Source organism: Formosa haliotis, assembly GCF_001685485.1.
In the GTDB taxonomy this organism is placed as follows: Bacteria; Bacteroidota; Bacteroidia; order Flavobacteriales; family Flavobacteriaceae; genus Formosa; species Formosa haliotis.
Map to the genome: position 1 here is coordinate 4261324 of NZ_BDEL01000001.1, position 23613 is coordinate 4284936.

Below are 23613 nucleotides of genomic sequence, written 5' to 3' on the forward strand. Positions count from 1 at the left end.
TTAAGCACGTGGTATTGAGTATTGAGTATTGAGATTTTAGTATTGAGCTGTCTAAATACTTAATACTAGTATCTCAAATCTAATTTAAGAATTCAAAAACCCCACATGCACCTTGTCCGGTTCCCACACACATGGTTACTGCACCGTATTTACCAATCATATTACGTTTTCTCATTTCATCGAAAAGCTGAACTGAAAGTTTAGCTCCAGTACAACCTAGAGGATGGCCAAGTGCTATGGCTCCACCGTTTACATTTACGATATCGGGGTTTAATTCCAATTCGCGAATTACCGCGATAGATTGCGAGGCAAAGGCTTCATTTAATTCAATTAATTCTAAATCGTCTTGTTTTAGGCCTGCTTGTTTTAATGCTTTAGGAATGGCTTTTACAGGACCAATTCCCATAATACGAGGTTCCACACCAGCAGCAGCATAATTTACCAAGCGTGCAATAGGTTGTAAACCTAATTCCTTGACCATATCTTCACTCATTACCATTACAAACGCAGCTCCATCACTAGTTTGTGAAGAATTTCCGGCAGTTACACTTCCGCCAGCAGCAAATACTGGACGCAATTTAGCAAGGGCTTCTAAGCTTGTATTGGCACGAGGTCCTTCATCTTTGGTTACCGTATAGGATTTTGTTGCTTTTTTACCTTTGGCATCAATATACGTTTCCTCTACATCTATAGGAACAATCTGATCTTGAAAACGGTTTTCGGCTTGTGCCTTTAATGCTTTCATATGCGAATTGTATGCAAATTCGTCTTGATCTTCACGAGAAACTTTAAACTGATTGGCAACGGCTTCAGCGGTATTTCCCATGCCCCAATAGTAATCTTCGTGACCCGCCTTTACAACATCGTAATTTAACTCGGGTTTAAAACCTGTCATAGGCACAGAACTCATGCTTTCTGCACCACCGGCGATGATACAATCGGCCATACCTGCCTGGATTTTAGCTGTGGCCATACCTATGGTTTCTATTCCAGAAGAACAAAAACGGTTTACCGTAACGCCGGGAACATCTACTATATCTAAGCCCATTAAAGAGATTAGACGCGCCATGTTTAACCCTTGCGAGCCTTCTGGCATCGCGTTTCCTACCATAACATCGTCGATACGTTTAGGATCTAATTCTGGCAATTCCTTCATCATATACTTGATGGTTTCGGCAGCCAATTCATCGGTTCTTTTAAAACGGAACACACCTTTAGGTGCTTTACCTACTGCGGTTCTGTATGCTTTAACTATATATGCTTGTTTCATAATATTAGATATGAGTAAAAAGTATTTAGTATTGAGATTTAGAGTTTCTGCTGAAATGAATAATTCATTTTCTGAATTTCAACACATAATTCAATAATTGGTTTTACGTTTTCTTCCTTTAATAGTTTTAATTCTATTAATAAAATTAATTGAGTTTGAAGTTCATATGTTGAACCATTTGCGATACTCAAAAAATATTTAAATTCTTTATTAGAATTTCTTCCACCGCCTTCAGCTATATTAGAAGGAATGGAAATAGCACTTCTTTTTATTTGTGATGATAAGCCATATTGTTCATCAGAAGGTAAATGAGCAACAAGTAAATAAACCTGTTTAGTTAGTTCTATAGACTTTTGCCATATTTTTAACTCACTTATATTGTGCATTCTTCTAATTACTTAATACTAAAATCTCATTACTTTAATTAATTTCTAAGCGGTTTCCCTGTTTTCAACATGTGCTGAATACGTTCTAAAGTTTTACGTTCTGTACATAGACTTAAAAAGGCTTCACGTTCTAAATCTAGAAGGTATTGCTCACTAACTAAAGTAGGTTCCGATAAATCGCCACCAGCCATAACGTAGGCTAGTTTGTTCGCAATTTTTTGGTCGTGCTCACTAATAAAACGACTAGCTTCCATAGAATCAGTTCCTACTAAAAACATACCTAAGGCCTGTTTTCCTAGTACTTTTATATCGTTACGTTTTATAGGCTGTGTATAACCTGCTTCGGCCATTAATTTGGCATGCGCTTTGGCCGTTGCTATTTGTCGGTCTTTGTTTACAACAACGATATCTTTTCCGTGTTGAAGAACACCTAAATCGAAAGCTTCGTAAGCAGAGGTCGACACTTTAGCCATACCAATGGTTAAGAAATACTCCTGAAGGGTATTCAATTCTACATCACCTTTTTTGAAAGTGTCTTGAGCTCGCAGAGTCATTTCTTTTGAACCACCACCACCAGGGATAACACCTACACCAAATTCTACAAGTCCCATGTATGTTTCTGCCGCAGCCACTACTTTATCGGCGTGCAGCGATAATTCGCAACCTCCTCCAAGGGTCATGCCGTGAGGAGCTGACACTGTAGGAATGGCAGAATAACGCATGCGCATCATGGTATCTTGGAAATATTTAATCGCCATATTAAGCTCGTCGTATTCTTGTTCGGCAGCCATCATGAAAATCATTCCAATGTTTGCTCCTACAGAGAAATTGGCACCTTGGTTTCCTACAACTAAACCTTGGAAATCTTTTTCAGCTAAATCTATAGCCTTATTAATTCCTGCTAAGACATCGCCACCTATGGTATTCATTTTAGACTGGAACTCGACATTTAAAATGCCATCGCCTAAATCTTCTACAACAACTCCTGAATTTTTAAAGACTTCATGCGATTTACGAATGTTATCTAAAATTATAAAGGCATCTTGTCCTGGAACTTTTTCTTGTTTCTTAGACGGAATATCATAAAAATAGGAGGCTCCATCTTTTACGGTATAGAAGGAGGATACCCCAGAAGCTAACATATCGTTAACCCATGCTGCAGGCTCAAAACCTTCAGCTTTCATAATGTCTATTCCTTTTTCTACACCTATGGCATCCCAGATTTGGAATGGGCCGTGTTCCCATCCAAAACCAGCTTTCATGGCATCGTCTATCTTATATAATTCGTTTGTAATTTCTGGAATTCGGTTAGATACATAAGCAAATAGTGCTGCGAAGTTTTTTCTGTAGAAATCGCCAGCCTTATCCTTTCCGGCAACCAAAACTTTAAAACGATCTACAACTTTATCAATCGTTTTCGTTAATTCTAAAGTGGCAAAATTTGCTTTTTTGTTGGCACGATATTCTAAGGTGTTCAGGTCTAACGACAGGATGTCTTTTGTACCGTCTTTATGGCGTTCTAATTTGTAGAATCCTTGTTTGGTTTTGCTTCCAAGCCATTTGTTTTCCATCATTTTACTAATGAAATCAGGTAGCTTAAACAGTTCGTGACGTTCGTCTGTAGGCACATTATCGTATAAACCATTGGCCACATGTACCAGCGTGTCTAAACCTACAACATCTACCGTACGGAAGGTTGCCGATTTAGGGCGGCCAATTACAGGGCCGGTTAATTTATCGACTTCTTCTATGGTTAAATCCATGTCTTTAACAGCATGAAATAAACTCATAATGCTGAATATTCCAACGCGATTCCCTATAAAAGCAGGAGTGTCTTTAGCCACAACCGAGGTTTTTCCTAGAAATTGCTCGCCATAACTATTTAAAAAGTCTAACACTTCCGGACTTGTTTTAGGTCCAGGAATAATTTCGAATAACTTTAAATACCTCGCAGGGTTAAAAAAGTGCGTACCGCAGAAATGCTTCTGAAAATTTTCGGAGCGGCCTTCGCTCATAAAATGAATAGGGATTCCAGAAGTATTCGATGTAATTAAAGTACCCGGTGTTCTGTGTTTTTCTAGATTTTCGAACACTTGTTTTTTTATGTCAAGACGTTCTACAACCACCTCAATAATCCAATCTACATCTTTAACCTTTGCAATATCATCTTCTAAATTTCCGGTCGTAATACGGCTTGCAAATTTTTGATGATAAATAGGAGAGGGTTTCGATTTTAAAGCAGCAGAAAGCGAATCGTTAACGATTCTGTTTCTAACAGCTTTGTCTTCTAATGTTAATCCTTTAGCTTGCTCTGTAGCATTTAGCTCTCTAGGCACTATGTCTAGCAATAACACATATACACCTATATTGGCAAAATGACAAGCAATACCGCTTCCCATTATTCCGGAACCTATAACGGCTACTTTTTTAATTCTACGTGTACTCATTTTATTTAAAAATGCTTTCGTTATTATATATTTTTTTATTCGAAATTAAATCGTTGATCACTTCTGCAACTTCGTAAAAATGTTCAATTTTTTCTGGAGAGATATTTTTTCTCACGGCTTCGTTAAAAACTAAAACCCGATCTTTAGAATACTCTCTTTTTTCTTTTCCAAACGGTGTTAGATAAATTAAAACACCACGGCCATCTTCAGGATTGGGTTTACGTTCTATAAGCCCTTGCTTTTCCATGTTTTTTATAATGCGCGATAAACTAGTCGCTTCCATGCCCATTTTTGGGCCTAAAGACGTGGATGGTGTTCCTTTTTCCGGATCTATACTTAACAAAGCAAAACCTGTAGCCATTGTGCTATCAAATTTAGCGCCTTGTTCGTTATACATTTTGGTCACCGCTAACCATGTGGTTCGCAACACATAGTCAATTGTTTTGTCTTTCATAGGTCAATTTTCTCTCAACCAAATATAATAAAAAATATTATGCATGCATAGTAAATGATTGAATTTTAACTAAAATTATAGACAAATAATTTAAGATATCATGAAAATGAGGGGGATACATTGCATAATGTATTTAAAAGGTGTTAAGCAGGTGATTTTAAGATTATATTTGAGCAAGGAATCATTAGTAGATTTTACTATAGTCTAGATATGATTACGTAGGACTATTTAAGTGAAAGTAATATCTTTAAACCTTAAATGATTTTGTGCTTATACTTATGTAGTAAAAGGTTAGGTGTAAAAATTTAGAAATTAAATGCAATACAAAAAAAATGAGAAAATTCTATTTATTAGTTGTTTTAAGCTTGTTGGTTTTTACGTGTTCTAATAACGATTCCGATGCAGAGGTAGATACCTATAGTTATACCTATAAAGAGGATAGTAATTTAATTATTGTTTCTCGCGACGATACTTATATGAAATATGGTAAAGTTGAAAGTGGAGATTATTTGGTTTTTGAATATATGTTTGACAAATTTTCGGATGAAGAGATTGCAGATGATGGTTATACTGAAATTATTAAATTTGAAATAGACCCAGAGCGTGAAACATTTTCGTATTCGGGAGATGAATTGGCTGAAATGGATATCGTGCTTACCAAAATTTGTTACTGTCATTTTCCAAAAGAAACCGATGAAGATTTTCCTGTAACAGGAAGGCTTAGCGGAGAAAAAATTTCAGATACCGAATGGCATATTACATTCAATTTGACGTTTTATGTGAGCGATCATAGAGTGATTGATGCTGTTTTTACTTTGGAATAATAATCTAAGTCATTAACTTTCTGTATAAAAATAGATTAAAGTCTGTTAGTTTATTATAAAATGAGTTGGCAAACATTTTGACACAACCATTTGATCGGAATTTCGTTTAAAAAAAAGCATACTATGAAAAAACTGATTTTTATTTTGTCAATATTGACTTTCATATCCTGTGATACAGCTTCAGTTGATTTGGACGATGAGAAATATGTGTTTGACGGAAGAGGAGGCGTGAAATGTAAAGTTAATGGCAACCTATTAAAACCGTCTGTATTCACAAGTCCTGGAGCTAGGTCGGTATGGTTTAGTTTGGCTGACTATGATGATTTAAATCGTATGTACCTTTCGTTTAGGAATAGAGGTCAGTCACCAGATTTCATTGACCAATTTGTAACAATAGAAATTACTGGAATAAGCACAACAACTTCAATGGTTGGTAATATTTATAATCTTGGTGATGAACCTAATCAAGGAGAATATAGTATTGATACCTCCAGCTCAGTTTACAAAACTAACGAAATTTATTTTGGAACTTTGGAAATTCTATATCACGATATTGATAACTTTATTTTGGGCGGTCGTTTCGAGTTTGACGCAGTAAATGAAGATGGAGAAATTATAGAAATAAAAGAAGGGGAATTTGACTTAAAATATTTGTAAAAAATGATTTGCCAACAATGGCTATAAATAATTGCTTGTTCTCGTCTACTCTGGAAATTCCTGCGGAATTTCCAACTCGGTGTGTACTTGCAAAGTTAAGTGCTAACCCACGCAACTACTCATACGAGCCGAGACCGTTAGGTCAAAACCGAAAAGTAAAAAATAGCTATCAGAAAAGCATTAAATTCTGTCTTTAGAAGTTTGTTTCAGAATTTTAGGATAGGGATAAGCCAATGTGAGTACCTGAAATTTCGTGACAACTGCAGTAAGGAGTTTTGGTTGAAGAAACCTCAACTTTCTACACAGCCTCATTTTTAACTATCAATTTTAATGCAGATACAACACTATAAAATTTATAAACGTGTCTATTAAAAGCGATTAATTTCTAGGTCTCATTATAAAATATGTTGTTAAAATATAAAGAACAGTTAAACTATAAAACAGAACATCTGTTCTTTATATCTTGAAAACATTAGGTGTCTAACGCTAAGATTTCTCTGGACGATAAATAGATTCTATTAACGGTCTGTAAATTTCTTTTATAACTTTACGTTTTAATTTTAACGTAGGAGTAAGGTGACCTGCTTCAATAGACCAAGTTTCGGGTGTAATTTTAAACACTTTAATTTGTTCCCATTTACCAAAATGAGTGTTCGAATAATCGACCTCTTTTTGGATTCTGTCTAATAAACGTTCGTCTTTTATTAATTCGGCAGTGCTATTAAATGCTATATCGTGACGTTTAGCCCATTCCTTTATAAATTCGAAATTCGGTTGAATTAAAGCTGCTGGCATTTTTTCTCCTTCACCAATAACTATAACTTGTTCTATAAAGCGCGATTGTTTTAATTGGTTTTCAACAACGGCAGGAGCGATATATTTACCACCACTAGTTTTAAAGATTTCTTTTTTACGATCGGTTATTTTAAGGAAACCGTCTTCGTTTAATTCTCCAATATCACCGGTATGGAAATAGTCGCCAGTCATGACTTCAGCAGTTTTTGCTTCATCTTTATAATAGCCTAACATAACATTCGGACCTTTTACTAGAATTTCGCCATCCTCGGCTATTTTAACTTCTACTTTGTCTATTAGTTTACCTACGGTTCCTATTTGGAATCCATGGTTTCTCTGGTCGTTTACAGAAATCACTGGAGAGGTTTCGGTTAAACCATAACCTTCCATGATAGGCATTCCGGCGGCAGCAAATGTTCGGGTTAAGCGCGTTTGTAAAGGCGCACTCCCAGAAACCATTAATTCAATATTCCCTCCTAAAGCTTCATGCCATTTACAAAAAATAAGTTTTCTAGCCAGACTTAATTGTTTTTCGTACCACCAGCCATTTTTGCCATAAGGTTCGTACTTTAACCCAAGATCTATAGCCCAGAAAAATAAGGCTTTCTTTATACCCGTTAATTCACCTCCCTTGGCTACAATTTTGTCGTACACTTTCTCATAAAGTCGTGGTACGGCAGACATGACATGCGGATGAACTTCCTTGAGGTTATCGCTCATTTTGTCTATAGATTCTGCAAAATAAATTTCTACACCACAATATTGGTATAAATACAATAGCATACGTTCAAAAACGTGACAAATAGGTAAGAAGCTTAAAGCGCGAGATGCTCCCTTATTAAAAGGTACTCGACTTTCGCTAGCTAATACATTAGATACGATGTTGTCGTGCGAAAGCATAACACCTTTGGGCGTACCTGTTGTTCCCGAAGTATAAATTAAGGTAGCTAAATCGTTAGGTTTAACATTAGCCTTTCTGGCTTCAACCTCATTTTGGTTAGAAGGATCTGCACCTAAAGCTAGGATGTCTTTCCAGCTGTTTTCATTTTTAATATCGTCGAAAGTATAAACACCTTTTAAAAGTGTGTTCGCTTTAATTTTATTTAACTTTTCGAGGACTTCAATGTCTGAAACTACACAGTAGGTCGCTTCAGAATGGTTTAAAATGTATTCGTAATCGGTTTCAGAAATAGTAGGGTAGATGGGTACATTTTGAGCTCCCACTTGAAGCACACCAACATCGAGCACATTCCATTCTGTTCGGTTTGTTGAAGAGATTACAGCTATTTTATCGTTTGGTTGCACGCCAAGACGAAGCAATCCACGGCTTATAGCATTGGCTTGGTCTACATATTCTTTTGTAGATAAGGAAATCCAGGTGTCTCCGTATTTCGTTGTTAAGCTCTTGCTTAGGTTGTATTTTTCTAGTTGATAATACGGAAAGTCAAATAGTCGGGTTATGTTTGTCATGTAAGAGTGATATCAGTCATGCAAAATATAAAATTTATGTTTAGATTACAAATAATTAAATTTTATAGACTGATAAGGTTTTAGATTGATGATATTATTCTTAAAATTAAATATAATTGTGAATTTATTATTTTTTAATAAAACACAAACTTTTTTAACGAAAAAATAACGACAAAAAAAAAGACTGTCAATTTAGACAGTCTTTTTAGTGTTTTTTTATGATTTACTTCGTCCCCGACTCAGTACCTTATACTCTTCGTAGCAACCGCTAATCGCATCTAGAATTTGCAAATCGTTGGCCGATTTTATAAAGTCTTTCGAGTAGTTACATTGCCGTACAATTTCGTCTAAATCTAAACGGTCTACTTGAAGCAGTACCGTTAGCATTTCGCGATCGAATCTTGAAGCTAATAAATTTCGAATTTCATCATCCTGTTTCATTTGCTTTAATTTCTTCATCTCTTGCGGTTTTTTTCCGAAGACATTATACAAGAAATCTGCAGGGTTAAAAATAGAACTTAAAATTTTGTTTACACCACCAGAGCCTCTACCAGCTTCGTATCCGTTTTGCAATCCAGAGATACTGTATTGGTAGTTGTTATTTATAGGCACTTGTTTAATGTCGACCTCTAAATAACCTGTTAATCTAAACTGGTTTACAACAACTTCTTCTAAGGCTAAAGCCAATTCTGTAAGTGCTATAGTTGAACTTCCAAACTTTATCCAGTCGTTAGTAACCTTAACTTTTATAGATTTAAATCCTAAATAAGACAGGTGAAGCGTATCGTTTACTTTTGCCGAAATTTCAAACTCTCCTTCTAAATTAGTCGTACTACCTTTAACCTGGTTAATGTTTACAATATTTACACCTTCTAAAGGCTCGTCGTTAGAACCATTAATAATTACCCCACTTACCGATGTATTGTCTTCTTGCGAAAAGGCTACAGTAGTTGATAGGAGTAAAGTTAAAAGGAAGACTATATATTTCATTATAATTTTATTAGGCATAAAAATAGCAAACTAAATGACATTTTATAGCAGGACTGTTTCTTTTGACTAAAAATTAACAAATTTATTAGCGTCTAGAACGTCTTGGTCTTGAAGATGAGCTAGAAGCAGATTCTCCTCTTTTTTCCGATTTAAAATCAGAATTTGAAGAAGAACGTCTTCTTTCACTTCTATTGCCATCTCCACCAGATTTAGAGCGTCTGTCACCTCGGAATCCTCCAGAAGACTCTCTTCTGTCACGACCACCGCCGCCGCCAGAACGACGTCCGCCACGACCTCTGTTTCTGTCACGACCACCGCCACCTTTGTTTTCTGTTTCTTCAACATTAACAAAACGTCCGTTGTGTTTAAAGTCTGTAAAGAATTCTAATACTTTAGGAGCAATTTCTTTTTCGGTATTAAAGAAAGAAAAACTTTCTTTAACATCTACTTTAAAGACATCGTCACGACCTAATTCAAGAATTTCTTTTAAGAAATCTTTTAGTTTCATCCAATCGTAACCATCACGAGAACCAACGTTAATAAAGAAACGTGCTGCATTGTCGTTGCTTACGTGTTCTCTTGTAGATCCTGCAGATTCTGCTACGTTTAAATTTTTAGACTTTTGGTAGTAGTTAAAGAAACGCGTAAATTCTACAGAGAAAAATTTCTGAATTAATTCTTCTTTAGATGTATCTTCAAACATGGTGTTGATGCTCTCTAAATACTTATCAATTTCTGGATTAATTTCTGTATTATGAATTTTATTGGCTAGCGACATTAATTGAACTTCACAAATTTCGATTCCGTTAGGAATGTCTTTTTTAATAAAATCCTTTTTTATAATACGCTCTATGCTTTTAATTTTTCTAACTTCACTTTTAGAAACGATTACCATAGAAACACCTGTTTTACCAGCTCTACCGGTACGTCCAGAACGGTGGGTGTAGGTTTCAATTTCATCTGGTAATTGGTAGTTTATTACGTGTGTAATATCGTCTACATCAATTCCACGAGCAGCTACATCTGTAGCAACTAACATTTGAATTTGTTTGTTTCTAAAAGATTTCATCACTAAATCACGTTGGTTCTGACTTAAATCCCCGTGAAGTGCTCCTGCATTGTATCCGTCTTCAATAAGTTGTTCTGCTACTTTTTGTGTATCGCGTTTCGTTCTACAGAAAATTACAGAAAAGATATCTGGATTGGCATCAGATAAACGTTTAAGGGCTTGGTAACGATCTCTAGAATTTACTAAATAATATTCGTGAGAAACTTGAGAGCTTCCTTCGTTTTTATTTCCTACAGTTATTTCTGTAGGGCTATGCATGAATTTTTTTGCAATATTAGCAACCTCTTTAGGCATGGTTGCAGAAAATAACCAGGTGTTTTTATCTTTTGGTGTATGCGATAAAATATCTGTAATATCTTCATAGAATCCCATATTAAGCATTTCGTCTGCTTCGTCAAGAACGCTGTATTGAATTTTAGAAATATCAACCATATTACGGCTAATCATATCTTTCATTCTACCAGGTGTAGCAACAATAATTTGTGCTCCTCGTTTTACCTCTCTAGCTTGATCTTGAATACTAGATCCTCCATAAATAGCTACAACATTTAAGCCTTTACAGTATTTACCGTAAGCCTTAAGTTCGTTTGTAATTTGTAAACAAAGCTCACGAGTAGGCGATAAAATTAAACCTTGGGTTGTTCTGCTATCGATATCAATTTTTTGAAGCATAGGAAAACCAAAAGCAGCCGTTTTACCGGTTCCGGTTTGTGCTAATGCTACTAAATCTATTTCACTTTCTAATAATAATGGGATGGATTTGTCTTGTACTTCACTTGGGGTTTCAAAGCCCATATCGGTGATAGCACGCAATAGGTCGTCATTAAGACCTAAATCTTGGAATGTGTTCATTCTTGTAATAAGTATTCGATTAAAGTATGTAAGTGTTACATAAGAAGGGAATCGACATACTTAACCTTAAACTTCCAAGTAACACATCCTCTCTCTGAGGAATTTCAAGCTGCAAAGGTAGTCATTTATTTGGTATAAACTAATTTGTTTAATTTATTGTGTTTCAGTTAATTAATTTATAAATTATAAAGTGTTTAAATAATCTACCAATAAGGCAACTGCTTTTCCCCGATGACCGATAGTGTTTTTTTCTGTTAACGACATTTCTGCAAACGTGTTTTTTAATCCTTGTGGTCTAAAAATCGGGTCGTAGCCAAAGCCATCTGTACCGTGTTGGGCTTTGGTTATTTCTCCTTCGCAAATTCCCGTAAAAGTGTCTAACTTGTTATTTAAGGTTAAAGCTATTACGGTTTTAAATTGAGCGTCTCTATTGGAAGAACTGCCCAAATCTTGCAAAAGTTTTGTCATATTATCGGTAGCATCTCGTTGCGGTCCCGCATAACGTGCAGAATAAACACCCGGAGCGCCGTTTAAAGCATCTACCTCTAAACCTGTATCATCTGCAAAACAATCGAAACCATAATTGTCTTTAACGTAGTTGGCCTTTTGAATGGCATTACCCTCAATCGTATCTTGGGTTTCTGGAATATCTTCTAAACAATTAATATCGGTTAAACTTAAAAGGTTAATATGGCTAGGGATTAAGGCTTGAACCTCTCTTATTTTATTGGCGTTATTGGTGGCAAATACAAGTTTCATATCTTTAAATTAGAGTTAAAGAGAGGCAAAAATAAGGTTTTAAACCGAGATATTTAAAGTCTTGTTAATTCATTGTCGAGTTGTATTTTTAAACAATATTTAATTAATGTTTTGGTTTTTAGTTAAATAGGTAAAAGTATCGAGATAACAACGTTTTTTATTGATAATTTCACATTTATTTATGATGAAAAATATATGAATCCATCGCGTTTATTTTTAAATTTGATTGTGAACATTAAAACACTTTTATATGACAATTAATATTCAATACATCCACATGTCTACAAGTGAGGCTATGGATATTCACGTTACTGAAAAACTTAATAAATTAGCTTTAAAATACGATTGGATCATTTCTGCTGAAGTTACTTTTGAACATATCCAAAAAGAAAAGGAAGAGGGGAAAATTTGTAAAATTGAATTGAGTGCTCCGGGGCCAAGAATTTTCGCATCTTCTCACGAGAGAACCTACGAATTGGCTGTGAAAAACACTATAAACGACTTAGAAATTCAGCTTAAAAAACGCAAGCATACGTTTGCCCATTCTTAATATAAAGTATCAATAGAAGTAATGCATAACTGTATTTTTTCTATTCAATTATAAATAATAAATATTTTAACAAAGTCGAAATCTTAATAACAAGATTTCGACTTTGTTGTTTTAGGCGATATCCTTAGCTAAAATATGGTATGCAGTTAGATAAATTCCTGCCGAAACGTATTCCAAATGTTCTTCTTTATAAGTGTTTTGTGCTTCGGAAACGTGCTGTTTTTTCTACAATATTTATCAATACCTAGCGCTTTTTAATTTACAATTGTTTTGTGTAATAATTAATGTATTTTTATTCCATCGATAAACACATTAAAAAGGTGTTTAAACAAAGTGATTTATATTCATGATTAAAAGAATCTACATGCTAGTGCTCGTGTTATTTGTAGCGATACCAGCCCAATCTCAAATTTTAAAAGAATTAGATACACTTGACGTTGTTAAGTTAGTTGATGAGCTCTTTATAGATCACGATATAGATAATTATGCTATTAGGGTATTTTCTAATTATAAGTATAAAAATTTTAAGTTAAGTAACGAAGATTCTAAAGTACGTTACATTCCAAGAAATAGATTTGGAGTTGGATTTGGTTTTTCTAGCCGTAAAGTATTAATTGATATAGCTTTTAACATTAAGGGAGACTCTGAAGATTATACGAGGCGTTTCGATATGCAAGGGACTACAATTGTAGGTAAGAAAAACTATGTCAATTTTTATGTGCAAACCTATCGCGGTTTCGATGCTAAGACCAATTATGGCGAACCCACTGTGTTTAGAGACGATGTGAGGTCTGTTACAATTGGAGCGAATGTACTTCACACCATACCCGAAATAGAATTTTCGTTTTCGCTATTGAAAGCAGGATTAGACGATTTGGAAAAAAAGTTTTACATCTCGGGTGGCTTTGGTGCATTTTGGTTTTACGATTATTTTTCGGCAGACGGCGATGTGTTACCAGATAACAGTGATGCTTTTTTTAATGATGAAGCTCATATAAAAAGGTATAACAGTACAGCTGTGGGTATGCTGGGGGGCGTCTTGTCGGTATTTAAATTGCCTTATAACTTAATCGGGTCTTGTAACCTAATGCCCGGGGTTGGCTTAATGTATAAACATGTTACCTTACAAGATGATACCTATAGACCTTCGAAGCCTTTTATTTATAAGTTAGATTATAGTGTTGCTATTGGGTATAATGTAGAACGTTATTATATCAGTTTAATTTATGGTGGTGGGATGTATACCACGAGTTTGAATTTCGATAATTTATATAGGTTCGATCTTACCAAGGCCAAAATAGCATTTGGATATAAATTAGGAAATAGGAATAAACATAAATAATAGCGTAATAATTTCGAATACTCGGATTCTAAAAATTACCTGTGGTGATAGGGTTCGTTTTTTAATATTGTAAATCCGCGATACAATTGTTCTATAATGAACAAGCGTATCATTTGATGCGAAAACGTCATTTTTGATAGTGAAATTTTTCCTTGAGCTTTTGCATACACCTCTGAAGAAAAGCCATACGGTCCGCCAATTACAAAAACCAATTGTTTTATTCCAGAATTCATATGTTTCTGAAGATAATTAGAAAACCCGACAGAATCCATTTGTTTACCGTTTTCGTCTAGTAATATAAGTACATCGTTCGGATTCAATTTAGCAAGGATGAGTTCGCCTTCCTTTTGTTTTTGCTGATCTTCACTTAAGTTTTTAACCTTTTTTAAATCTGGAATAATTTCAAATTCAAACTTTATATAAAACCCTAAACGCTTTTGGTAATCGTCAATTAAACCTTGTAAAAGTTTATTATCTGTTTTTCCAATTGCCAATAATTTAATCGTCATAAGTTCTTATATAGAGGAAATTAAAACACTGTCTAAGCTTATTAAAAGATTATCTTAATTTGCTGTATTTACTAGGATTTGCTTCGTGCATGATTTGGTAAACCGTTTCAAAAATATCTTCTAAAGAAGGTTTAGAGAAATAATCGCCATCTGTACCATAGGCCGGACGGTGTGGTTTCGCAGTTAACGTTCTAGGCTTGCTATCTAAATGTAAATAACCATCTTGGGTATTTAAAATTTCATTTAAAATATAAGCAGAAGCACCACCAGGTACGTCTTCATCTATAATTAATAGACGGTTGGTTTTGGCAACACTTTTAACGATATCGTGATTTATATCGAAAGGTAGAAGCGATTGTACATCTATAACTTCGGCATGAATATTAACTTCCATTAAATCTTTGGCAGCTTGCTCCACAATGCGTAAGGTTGACCCATAAGACACTAAGGTAATATCGTCTCCTTCGCGAAGTGTTTCGGTAACCCCAATTGGGGATTTAAATAAGCCAAAATTAGAAGGTTTTTTCTCTTTTAAACGATATCCGTTTAAACACTCTACAATTAAAGCAGGCTCATCAGATTCTAGAAGGGTATTATAGAATCCTGCAGCTTTGGTCATGTTTCTTGGTACTAATACATGAATCCCTCTAACCAAATTTATAATACCACCCATTTGCGATCCAGAATGCCAGATACCTTCTAAACGGTGTCCACGTGTACGTATAATTAAGGGTGCTTTTTGGCGACCTTTGGTTCTGTACTGTAACGTTGCTAAGTCGTCGCTAATTATTTGTAACGCATACATTAGATAGTCTAAATACTGAATCTCGGCAATAGGGCGAAGTCCGCGCATAGCCATACCAATACCTTGACCAAGAATAGTGGCTTCACGAATACCAACATCGGCGACTCTAAGTTCTCCGTATTTTTCTTGCATGCCTTCTAGTCCTTGATTTACATCTCCGATATTTCCAGAATCTTCACCAAAAATTAAAGCGTAAGGATATTTGTTGAAAATGGCATCAAAATTATCTCTAATAATTAATCGGCCATCTACATTTTCTGCATCTTCGGTATAAATTGGTTTTACTTCGGCTATATATTTTACCGATTTGTTTCCTTCACTGTGTAAATGCGAACTGTATTGTGGTTGTACTTTTTCAAAATATTTATCTATCCATTGTAAAAGGCGGTCCTTTTCTGGAGTAGATTCGTCTATAATATAACGCAAGGTTTTACGCGCTGCGGTAATAACATCGCGTTTTATAGGTTCTTCAATCTTTTCAAGATCTTGAACAATTTTATTAATAAAGACTTTGTTGGCACTGTTGTTGGCAACCTGTTTTAATAGGTTTAACACATCAGATTTGTCCTTGTTAATAGGGCCAACAAATTGAGCCCAAGATACTTTTTTACCTTCTCGAACTTGCTTTTTTATACTCTTTTCTAATTCGGTTAAAGTTTCGTCATTAGATATTCCGTTGGCAATAATCCATTTTCTAAATTTGGTATTACAATCGTTTTCTGTTTCCCAGGCCAAACGATCTGGATTCTTATAACGTTCATGCGACCCTGAAGTAGAATGACCTTGAGGTTGCGTTAATTCGTCTACATGAATTAAAACAGGTACATGTTCTTCCCTGGCAATTCTTCCTGCTTCTTGATACGTTTCTATAAGCGTTGGATAATCCCAACCTTTAACGCGTAAAATTTCGTAACCTTTAGCATCTTCGGTACGTTGAAATCCTTTTAAAACTTCAGAAATATTTTCTTTAGTTGTTTGATGTTTAGCATGTACAGAAATTCCATATTCGTCATCCCAAACACTAATCACCATTGGGACTTGTAATACCCCTGCTGCGTTTATGGTTTCAAAGAAGAGACCTTCGCTGGTACTAGCATTACCTATGGTTCCCCAAGCGACTTCGTTCCCGTTTTCCGAAAAATTTGTGGTATTTATACCTTTAACATGACGGTATATTTTTGAAGCTTCTGCTAATCCTAATAACCGAGGCATTTGCCCAGCAGTAGGAGAGATGTCTGAACTTGAATTTTTTTGTTTGGTTAAGTTTTTCCAATTCCCATTTTCGTCTAAACTATGTGTGGCAAAGTGTCCACCCATTTGTCTTCCTGCCGACATAGGTTCTAATTCTAAATCGGTATTAGCATAGAGTCCAGAAAAAAACTGTTCGATGGTAAGTTCGCCAATCGCCATCATGAACGTTTGATCGCGATAATAACCCGAACGGAAATCTCCGTTTTTAAAGGCTTTCGCCATGGCTAACTGAGGAACTTCTTTACCGCCTCCAAAAATTCCAAACTTAGCTTTTCCTGTTAATACTTCTCTTCGGCCAAGTAAACTACATTCTCTAGAGGTAACAGCTATTTTGTAATCATTTAAAACTTCTGCCTTAAAATCTTCAAAAGAAAGTCCTGTCATTTTTTCGGGTTCTATTTGCATGTTATTTTGGGATTGGAATTTGCAACAAATTTATGGAAATTAAATGGTTATTACAATTCAAACACGTGTTTAACGATATATTATTTGTAGTAAACACTACGATTATAAATGTTTAAATATAGAATTGTTAGAATACTTAGCGTTTTCTGATAATTTATTAATGATAAATTAAAAATTAATACCAACGGCGTTTAAATAATCCTAATAATGTTTTTGGAGAAAGGGTTACGATAAACCGTATTTTTTCGCTGTATTGCGATTGGGTAATTTCCCAACCCAAATTAGAATACACGGGGAAATATAATTCGAAATAATCGGTAATTAAATTGAGTCTAAACCCGGTATCGTAAACAAATTTAGGTTCCGAGCCATGGTTTTTTACAAAACCAAGATCGGCATAAGCTTCAAGATATTTCCAAATGGTTGTTCCGCCGTTTAGCGTAGTAATCCACTGGTTTGCGAATGGGGTTTCTAATTTCGATTTAAATCCGCCTTCCGCGATAACTAATTCCTGACTCAATAAACCTGATTCTTCCGAGCGGCCTAAATAATTATAGTCGAACAGGTAATCGGTAGGGCGATCTAGAGCAAAACTAAAATAGTTAGAAGTTTCGTAGGTCTTGTTATAGAGGAAGGTTCCTGCGAAAAAACGCAGATTAAAATTTCTGTTATTTTCTGTGAGTTTTCTGTATTCAAAATTTACAGATAATTTTCCAAAGTCTTCAGATAATTGAAAATCGGTGAACCACGTAACATGGTTTTTTAAATTTGGATTGGTGTAGCCATATTTTATGTCGAAAACATTATAATTTGGCCTGTTTTCTGTATTGTAAATATTGTTAGGGTCGTCTTCTCTATGAATACTTACATACCTTAAGTTTATGTATTTGTTTTTGTTATTTCGAAAATCGTTTTTATCTCTAAATCTAAATTGCACATACGGTGTAAAAGAGGTGTAGGAGAGGTCTGGTGCGTAATTAGAATATTCACCTGCAAACCCATAACGGATATAATACAAATTCTGTTCTTCTAAACGATGTACATAGCTCAAGCTTACATTCCCGATTAATTGTTTACTTTTTATCGCATATCGAGGCCTAACACTATAAAGAAATGCTTTTGGTAGGGCCGTTTTGTTGTACAAACGAACACCAGGAGCAAACCCGTCGTAATAATTATACGTAAAATCGGGCATAAAAATACCTGGTTGTAATAAGGGTCTTCTATATCTTTAAATAAGCGGAATTGCAGTGGTTTGTTGTTAAAAACAAAGCCTTTTAACGATTTCCAATCGTCTCTTAAATTAAACTCAGGAATGACCATGTCGTAATTTAAAACCAATTTATCTATGCTGTCTTTAGGTATCGTAACCGTTTCGGTATCTTTAATATTGTTAATCCAAGTTTTGTAAACTACACTATCATTTTGTAACCCGAAAAGCGAAATAGGCATGCTATTTTGTCTTTTGTTTTTAATAGTAACTTCTAAAGAATCACCCAAGACTTTGTAGTCTTTAATTTTAAAATCAATTTTATTACGTGTGGCTACATATTCGTTAAAAAACCAATCGACATCTTTATTGGTGTTGCATCGTAAAAGCGTTTCAAAATCTTTGGTAGATGTTGGTTTTTGCTTGTATAACGACATATAGCTATCTATCGTTTCCTGAATAATATCGTGGTTTAAATAATCTTCTAAATATTTTAAACCCACTCCAGCCTTATATTTATTTGCAATATTGGCATTAAATTTAAGCAGCGAATCTTTAGGCATGGTTAGAGGCTGATCTAGATTAGAGCGTGCCATATGCATGTACAAAAAGTTATACTGATTATTAAATTGAAGCTGTGTGGCATGGAACGAACGAATTCCCCAAATGTTAGAAAGTGTACCAAAAAGTTTCATGTTTGGGTAGTGCTCATCTACATATTTCATTAAATAATACACTTGTAAACCATCATTTAACCAATAGTCTTCTCTTGGATTTATTAAAATCATATTTTCAAAATAATTATTCAAAGCTGTTTTTATAAGCTTTAATTCATATTGAAAATGATTTGGAAACGGACGTATAAAATTAGGTAATTGGTTTAAACCATAAATAGGGTTTTTCTTATAATCAATCTCAGAAAGTAATAATTTTGATTGCGGATAGGATCCGAAATTTTCGGCAATAAACGTGATAATTTTATCTGTAATAAGAATTTTAAGGAGACCGTTTATATTCTCGTCATGTATGTTTGAAACTATAGAAAAAGCGTCGTTTCCAATCGTTTCAAAATTGGATACTTTTTTCAGAAATAATTTAGAATCTACACTGTTTCTGCCCGATAAAGTAACTATAGTATTACCTTTATTATTAGTAGTTTGTAGGGTTTCTAATTCCGATGTTAATGTATAGTAGCTAGGATATTCAATCTCTAAATTTAAATCGGATGCCGGGATATATAAATCGTCTAAATCTTTATTGCTATAATAATGCCACGTTCCATCGTATACAGCAGGTGTCATATACCAATATCGTAAATTAAAATCGTTATCGTTAGTCCAGCCATAACGCGTAAAGTTATCGTTAGGCACTTGTACGATATATTGAAGTTTTATGGTGTACGTTTCTCTGCCTTTTAATGGTGATGGAAGATTTATTTTTAGTACATCGGGATGTGATTTTAAATGATTAAAATCGAGGTCTACGGCGTTTTGGGTCACACTGGTAATAGCCGTATATCCGCGATCTTTATTTTTGGCAAAATGAAAATTTGTTTTGTATTCTTCAGCAAAACGTTTTGCCAAAGGAGTGGTTTTTGTAGAGTAACTATTCGCCCAATCGTTTAAATATATGGCTTGTAAAGTATCTTGAGTTGTGTTTTTATACTGAATTGTTTGAGAAATGCGGATTTGTTTTGTAGACACATCGAATGTTGCTTTTAAGTCGATTTTATTCTGACTAAAAGCAACCGTGGTTGTAAAAAGAAAAAGGACATAGCAAAGATTTGATAATTTCAATTTACCTTTTCTAATTTTGAATTCTACAATTTTTTTTATCTATCACAGTATCATTTTATGACGTCATAATTGATTGTTTTCAATAAAATGATACTGTTTGAAAGATATATTTTTAAAGGAGGTTTATGTAGTTAATTATGTTAAAAATTCAGGCTAAAATTGGATTCGTTGTAAAACTGATTTAAAATTTCAACCACTTCATCTTCAGTATCTACAAGGTGAATTAGATCTAAGTCTTTCGGACTAATGTTTCCGTGTTTTGCTAACATGGTCGATTTAATCCATTCGAATAATCCTTCCCAGAATTCTTTTCCGACTAGAATGATTGGAAATTGTTCAATTTTTCCTGTTTGAATTAGGGTGATCGATTCGAATAATTCATCTAAAGTTCCAAAACCTCCTGGCAGAACTACAAAACCTTGCGAGTATTTTACAAACATTAATTTTCTAACAAAAAAGTAATCGAAATCTAAACTTTTGTCCGGATCGATATACGGATTGTCGTGTTGCTCGAAAGGCAAATCGATATTTAAACCTACCGATGTTCCGCCACCTAAATGGGCCCCTTTATTTCCAGCTTCCATAATTCCTGGACCACCGCCAGTAATTACGCCATAACCTTCGTCTACAATTTTTTTAGCGACACGTTCTCCTAATTGATAGTATTTGTCTTCTGGTTTTGTTCTTGCCGATCCGAAAATAGATACACAAGGGCCTATGGCACTCATTTTTTCAAAACCATTTACAAACTCGCCCATGATTTTAAAAATTGCCCAAGAATCGTTTGTTTTTATTTCATTCCAACCTTTTGGATGTTGTTCTTTTTTCATAATATTTTAATCTTCTATTGCTAATGTAATTCTTTTCTAAGGAATTTTGCAGTGTAACTCTTTTTGTGTTTTGCCACCTCTTCTGGTGTGCCTTCGGCGATAACTTTTCCGCCGCCTTTTCCGCCTTCGTAACCAATATCTATAATATGATCAACGGTTTTTATAACATCTAAATTATGTTCTATAATTAATACTGTATTTCCTTTATTTGCGAGTTTGTTAAGGACTAGCATAAGCACCCGAATGTCTTCAAAATGTAGTCCAGTAGTGGGCTCATCTAAAATGTAAAATGTATTTCCGGTATCCCGCTTGCTTAATTCTGTTGCTAATTTTATACGTTGTGCTTCCCCTCCAGAAAGTGTAGTACTTTGTTGCCCAAGGGTGATATATCCCAGTCCAACATCTTGGATGGTTTTTACTTTTTTATGAATTTTAGGAATGTTTTCGAAAAAGGGTACAGCTTCGTTAATTGTCATATTTAGCACATCGCTAATCGATTTTCCTTTGTATCTAATTTCTAAGGTTTCTCTGTTAAAACGTTTTCCTTGGCAGGTTTCACATTCTACGTAAACATCGGGTAAAAAGTTCATTTCTATAACGCGCAAACCACCACCTTGGCAAGTTTCGCATCGCCCGCCTTTTACATTAAAACTAAAACGTCCAGGTTTATATCCACGAATCATAGCCTCCGGAATTTTAGCAAATAAGCTTCTAATTTCTCCAAAAACACCGGTATAAGTTGCAGGATTACTTCGAGGTGTTCTCCCAATAGGCGATTGGTTAATATCGATAACTTTATCTAGATGTTCTAAACCTTTAATGCTTTTGTAAGGCATTGGTTTTTTTACACCATTAAAGTAATACGCATTTAAAATAGGGTATAGGGTTTCGTTAATTAAGGTCGATTTTCCACTTCCTGAAACACCCGTAACGCCTATCATTTTTCCTAACGGAAACGAAACACTTACATTTTTTAAGTTATTTCCTGTACAGCCTTTTAAGGTAAGCGTATGGCCATTTCCTTCACGTCGTATTTTAGGAACTTCAATTTCTTTAGTTCCGTTTAAATAATCGGCAGTTAAGGTATGTTGTTTTAGTAATTGTGCTGGTGTGCCTTCACTAATAATCTCGCCACCATAACGTCCTGCTTTGGGGCCAATATCGATAACATAGTCGGCACGTTCTATCATATCTTTATCGTGTTCTACCACAATAACGGAGTTTCCTACATCGCGTAAAGAAATTAAAGAATTGATGAGTTTTTCGTTATCGCGTTGGTGTAAGCCAATGCTAGGTTCGTCTAAAATATAAAGTACACCCACCAATTGCGAGCCAATTTGTGTGGCCAAACGGATACGCTGTGCTTCTCCTCCCGAAAGTGATTTTGAACCTCGGTTTAATGATAAATAGTCTAGGCCAACATCTAATAAAAATTGAAGTCTTGTTGTGATTTCTTTTATGATTTCTTCTCCAATTTGAAGTTGTTTAGACGATAAATGGGCATTTAAATCTTTAAACCAAACCGATAAATCACTAATATCTTTATTCGCTAATTCGGCAATATTTAGGTTGTTTACCTTAAAGTATAACGATTCTTTTCGAAGACGCGTCCCTTCGCAAAGGTCGCAATCTACTTTATCCATATAATCTTTAGCCCAACGTTTTAATGATGTAGATTGTGCATTTTGGTACTGACTTTCAATAAAATTTGCCACACCTTCAAAATCAATTTTAAAATCGCGGGTAATGCCTAAGGTTTTACTTTCAACAGAAAACTTTTCTTTGCCGCCGTATAAAATCATCTTTTTAGCTTCCTCGGGTATGTCTTTATAGGCATCGGTTAAATTAAAATCGAAGCGTTGCGCGATAAGCTGTAATTGTTTAAAAATCCAGCTATTTTTTTCAGGTCCGTGCGGAACTAAAGCCCCTGCTTTAATAGATAAACTCGGGTCTGGAATTATTTTGGTTTCGTTAACCTGATACAATTTTCCTATACCATTACATTTAGGGCAAGCACCTTTGGGCGAATTGAAAGAAAAATTATTAGGTTCTGGATTAGGGTAAGAAACTCCCGAAGACGGACACATTAATAAACGGCTAAAATAGCGTGCTTCTTGAGTGTCTTGATCGATAACCATAAGGACATCATCGCCATGATACATGGCCGTGTTTATGGTTTCGGTTAAGCGTTTATCGTTGTCGGCCGTGTTATCAATTTTTAAACGATCGATAACAATTTCTATATCGTGCACTTTGTAGCGATCTAATTTCATGCCTTTTATCAAGTCACGAATTTCGCCATCGGTTCTAACTTTTACAAAACCTTGTTTGGCTATTTGTTCGAATAATTCGCGGTAATGTCCTTTTCGCGATCGAATTACGGGAGCTAATATGTTAATACGCTTTCCGTGATAGTCTTCAATAATTAAATTCTTAATTTGCTCGTCGCTATAGCTTACCATTTTTTCTCCGGTATTATAGCTAAAGGCATCACTGGCTCTGGCGTATAATAAACGTAAGAAATCGTATATTTCTGTGATAGTTCCTACTGTAGACCTCGGCGATTTGCTTGTTGTTTTTTGTTCTATTGCAATTACAGGAGATAAACCATCAATTTTATCTACATCCGGACGCTCTAAACCGCCTAGAAACTGTCGGGCATAAGCCGAAAAGGTTTCTATATAACGGCGCTGACCTTCGGCATAAATGGTGTCGAAAGCTAACGATGATTTTCCACTTCCAGATAAACCAGTAATCACTACTAATTTGTCTCGAGGTATGGAAACGTCTATATTTTTTAAGTTGTGCACACGGGCACCTTTAACTTCAATGTATTCTTCGAAATTGCTCATAGAAATGCAAAGCCTCAAAGATACAGTTTTTAAGGCGAAAAAGGAAGTGAGAGTAGTCTTAGTAAATTGTTAAAAAAGACTAAAAATAAG

General features: G+C 34.9%; 18 protein-coding genes. 4 read left to right on the forward strand and 14 right to left on the reverse strand.

Features of this window, described 5'->3' with window-relative positions:
• Window positions 1-79: 79 nt before the first annotated feature.
• From A9D35_RS18065 to A9D35_RS18080, 4 genes are read right to left on the reverse strand one after another with little or no spacing between them, the layout of a single operon-like run.
• Window positions 80-1270 carry an acetyl-CoA C-acyltransferase gene (locus tag A9D35_RS18065; protein WP_066225587.1) on the reverse strand — a complete coding sequence of 397 codons (1191 nt, stop codon included), beginning with the start codon at window positions 1268-1270 and terminating at the stop codon, window positions 80-82.
• A gap of 38 nt (window positions 1271-1308) precedes the next feature.
• Window positions 1309-1656 (reverse strand): four helix bundle protein, encoded by a 348-nt coding sequence (locus A9D35_RS18070; protein ID WP_066225590.1) that lies wholly within the window; start codon window positions 1654-1656, stop codon window positions 1309-1311.
• Window positions 1657-1694: 38 nt separating this feature from the next.
• Complete coding sequence (locus A9D35_RS18075) at window positions 1695-4103, reverse strand: 3-hydroxyacyl-CoA dehydrogenase/enoyl-CoA hydratase family protein (RefSeq protein WP_066225591.1); 2409 nt, start codon at window positions 4101-4103, stop codon at window positions 1695-1697.
• Window position 4104: 1 nt separating this feature from the next.
• Window positions 4105-4557, reverse strand: a complete 453-nt coding sequence (locus A9D35_RS18080) for a MarR family winged helix-turn-helix transcriptional regulator (protein WP_066225592.1) — start codon at window positions 4555-4557, stop codon at window positions 4105-4107.
• Window positions 4558-4889: 332 nt separating this feature from the next.
• Here A9D35_RS18080 and A9D35_RS18085 point away from each other — a divergent pair, with 332 nt between their 5' ends.
• The gene (locus A9D35_RS18085; protein WP_066225595.1) at window positions 4890-5381 is read left to right on the forward strand and encodes a hypothetical protein; all 492 of its coding nucleotides are present in this window, start codon (window positions 4890-4892) and stop codon (window positions 5379-5381) included.
• A 123-nt stretch (window positions 5382-5504) separates the two neighbouring features.
• A complete protein-coding gene (locus tag A9D35_RS18090) occupies window positions 5505-6038 on the forward strand; it encodes a Riean_0653 family protein (protein WP_066225597.1) in 534 nt (177 codons plus the stop codon).
• A 486-nt stretch (window positions 6039-6524) separates the two neighbouring features.
• Here A9D35_RS18090 and A9D35_RS18095 read toward each other — a convergent pair whose 3' ends face one another.
• From A9D35_RS18095 to A9D35_RS18110, 4 genes are all read right to left on the reverse strand, one after another.
• Entirely contained in the window at window positions 6525-8303 is a 1779-nt protein-coding gene (locus A9D35_RS18095; RefSeq protein ID WP_066225599.1) for an AMP-dependent synthetase/ligase, read from the reverse strand.
• A 216-nt stretch (window positions 8304-8519) separates the two neighbouring features.
• Window positions 8520-9293: a carboxypeptidase-like regulatory domain-containing protein gene (locus A9D35_RS18100; protein ID WP_066226246.1), complete on the reverse strand. Its 774-nt coding sequence runs from the start codon at window positions 9291-9293 to the stop codon at window positions 8520-8522.
• Between the two features lie 85 nt (window positions 9294-9378).
• Complete coding sequence (locus A9D35_RS18105) at window positions 9379-11214, reverse strand: DEAD/DEAH box helicase (RefSeq protein WP_066225601.1); 1836 nt, start codon at window positions 11212-11214, stop codon at window positions 9379-9381.
• Window positions 11215-11397: 183 nt separating this feature from the next.
• Complete coding sequence (locus tag A9D35_RS18110; protein ID WP_066225604.1) at window positions 11398-11973, reverse strand: non-canonical purine NTP diphosphatase; 576 nt, start codon at window positions 11971-11973, stop codon at window positions 11398-11400.
• A 250-nt stretch (window positions 11974-12223) separates the two neighbouring features.
• Between A9D35_RS18110 and hpf the strand changes: the two genes are divergently transcribed.
• The gene (gene hpf / locus A9D35_RS18115) at window positions 12224-12523 is read left to right on the forward strand and encodes a ribosome hibernation-promoting factor, HPF/YfiA family (protein WP_066225605.1); all 300 of its coding nucleotides are present in this window, start codon (window positions 12224-12226) and stop codon (window positions 12521-12523) included.
• Between the two features lie 346 nt (window positions 12524-12869).
• Window positions 12870-13865, forward strand: a complete 996-nt coding sequence (locus A9D35_RS18120) for a DUF4421 family protein (protein ID WP_235817923.1) — start codon at window positions 12870-12872, stop codon at window positions 13863-13865.
• A gap of 35 nt (window positions 13866-13900) precedes the next feature.
• Here the strand turns inward: A9D35_RS18120 and rlmH are convergent, their stop codons facing one another.
• The 6 genes from rlmH to uvrA form a co-directional block, all read right to left on the reverse strand.
• Window positions 13901-14374 carry a 23S rRNA (pseudouridine(1915)-N(3))-methyltransferase RlmH gene (rlmH, locus tag A9D35_RS18125; RefSeq protein ID WP_066225611.1) on the reverse strand — a complete coding sequence of 158 codons (474 nt, stop codon included), beginning with the start codon at window positions 14372-14374 and terminating at the stop codon, window positions 13901-13903.
• Between the two features lie 49 nt (window positions 14375-14423).
• Window positions 14424-16835: an alpha-ketoacid dehydrogenase subunit alpha/beta gene (locus A9D35_RS18130; RefSeq protein WP_066225614.1), complete on the reverse strand. Its 2412-nt coding sequence runs from the start codon at window positions 16833-16835 to the stop codon at window positions 14424-14426.
• A gap of 175 nt (window positions 16836-17010) precedes the next feature.
• The gene (locus A9D35_RS19340; protein WP_235817997.1) at window positions 17011-18030 is read right to left on the reverse strand and encodes a hypothetical protein; all 1020 of its coding nucleotides are present in this window, start codon (window positions 18028-18030) and stop codon (window positions 17011-17013) included.
• Entirely contained in the window at window positions 17916-19841 is a 1926-nt protein-coding gene (locus tag A9D35_RS19345; protein ID WP_235817924.1) for a M1 family aminopeptidase, read from the reverse strand. The genes A9D35_RS19340 and A9D35_RS19345 overlap by 115 nt, the downstream gene beginning before the upstream one ends.
• Before the next feature lie 140 nt (window positions 19842-19981).
• On the reverse strand, window positions 19982-20671 hold the full coding sequence (locus tag A9D35_RS18140) for an LOG family protein (protein WP_066225616.1): 690 nt from the start codon (window positions 20669-20671) through the stop codon (window positions 19982-19984).
• Window positions 20672-20691: 20 nt separating this feature from the next.
• On the reverse strand, window positions 20692-23523 hold the full coding sequence (gene uvrA / locus A9D35_RS18145; RefSeq protein WP_066225617.1) for an excinuclease ABC subunit UvrA: 2832 nt from the start codon (window positions 23521-23523) through the stop codon (window positions 20692-20694).
• Window positions 23524-23613: the final 90 nt, after the last annotated feature.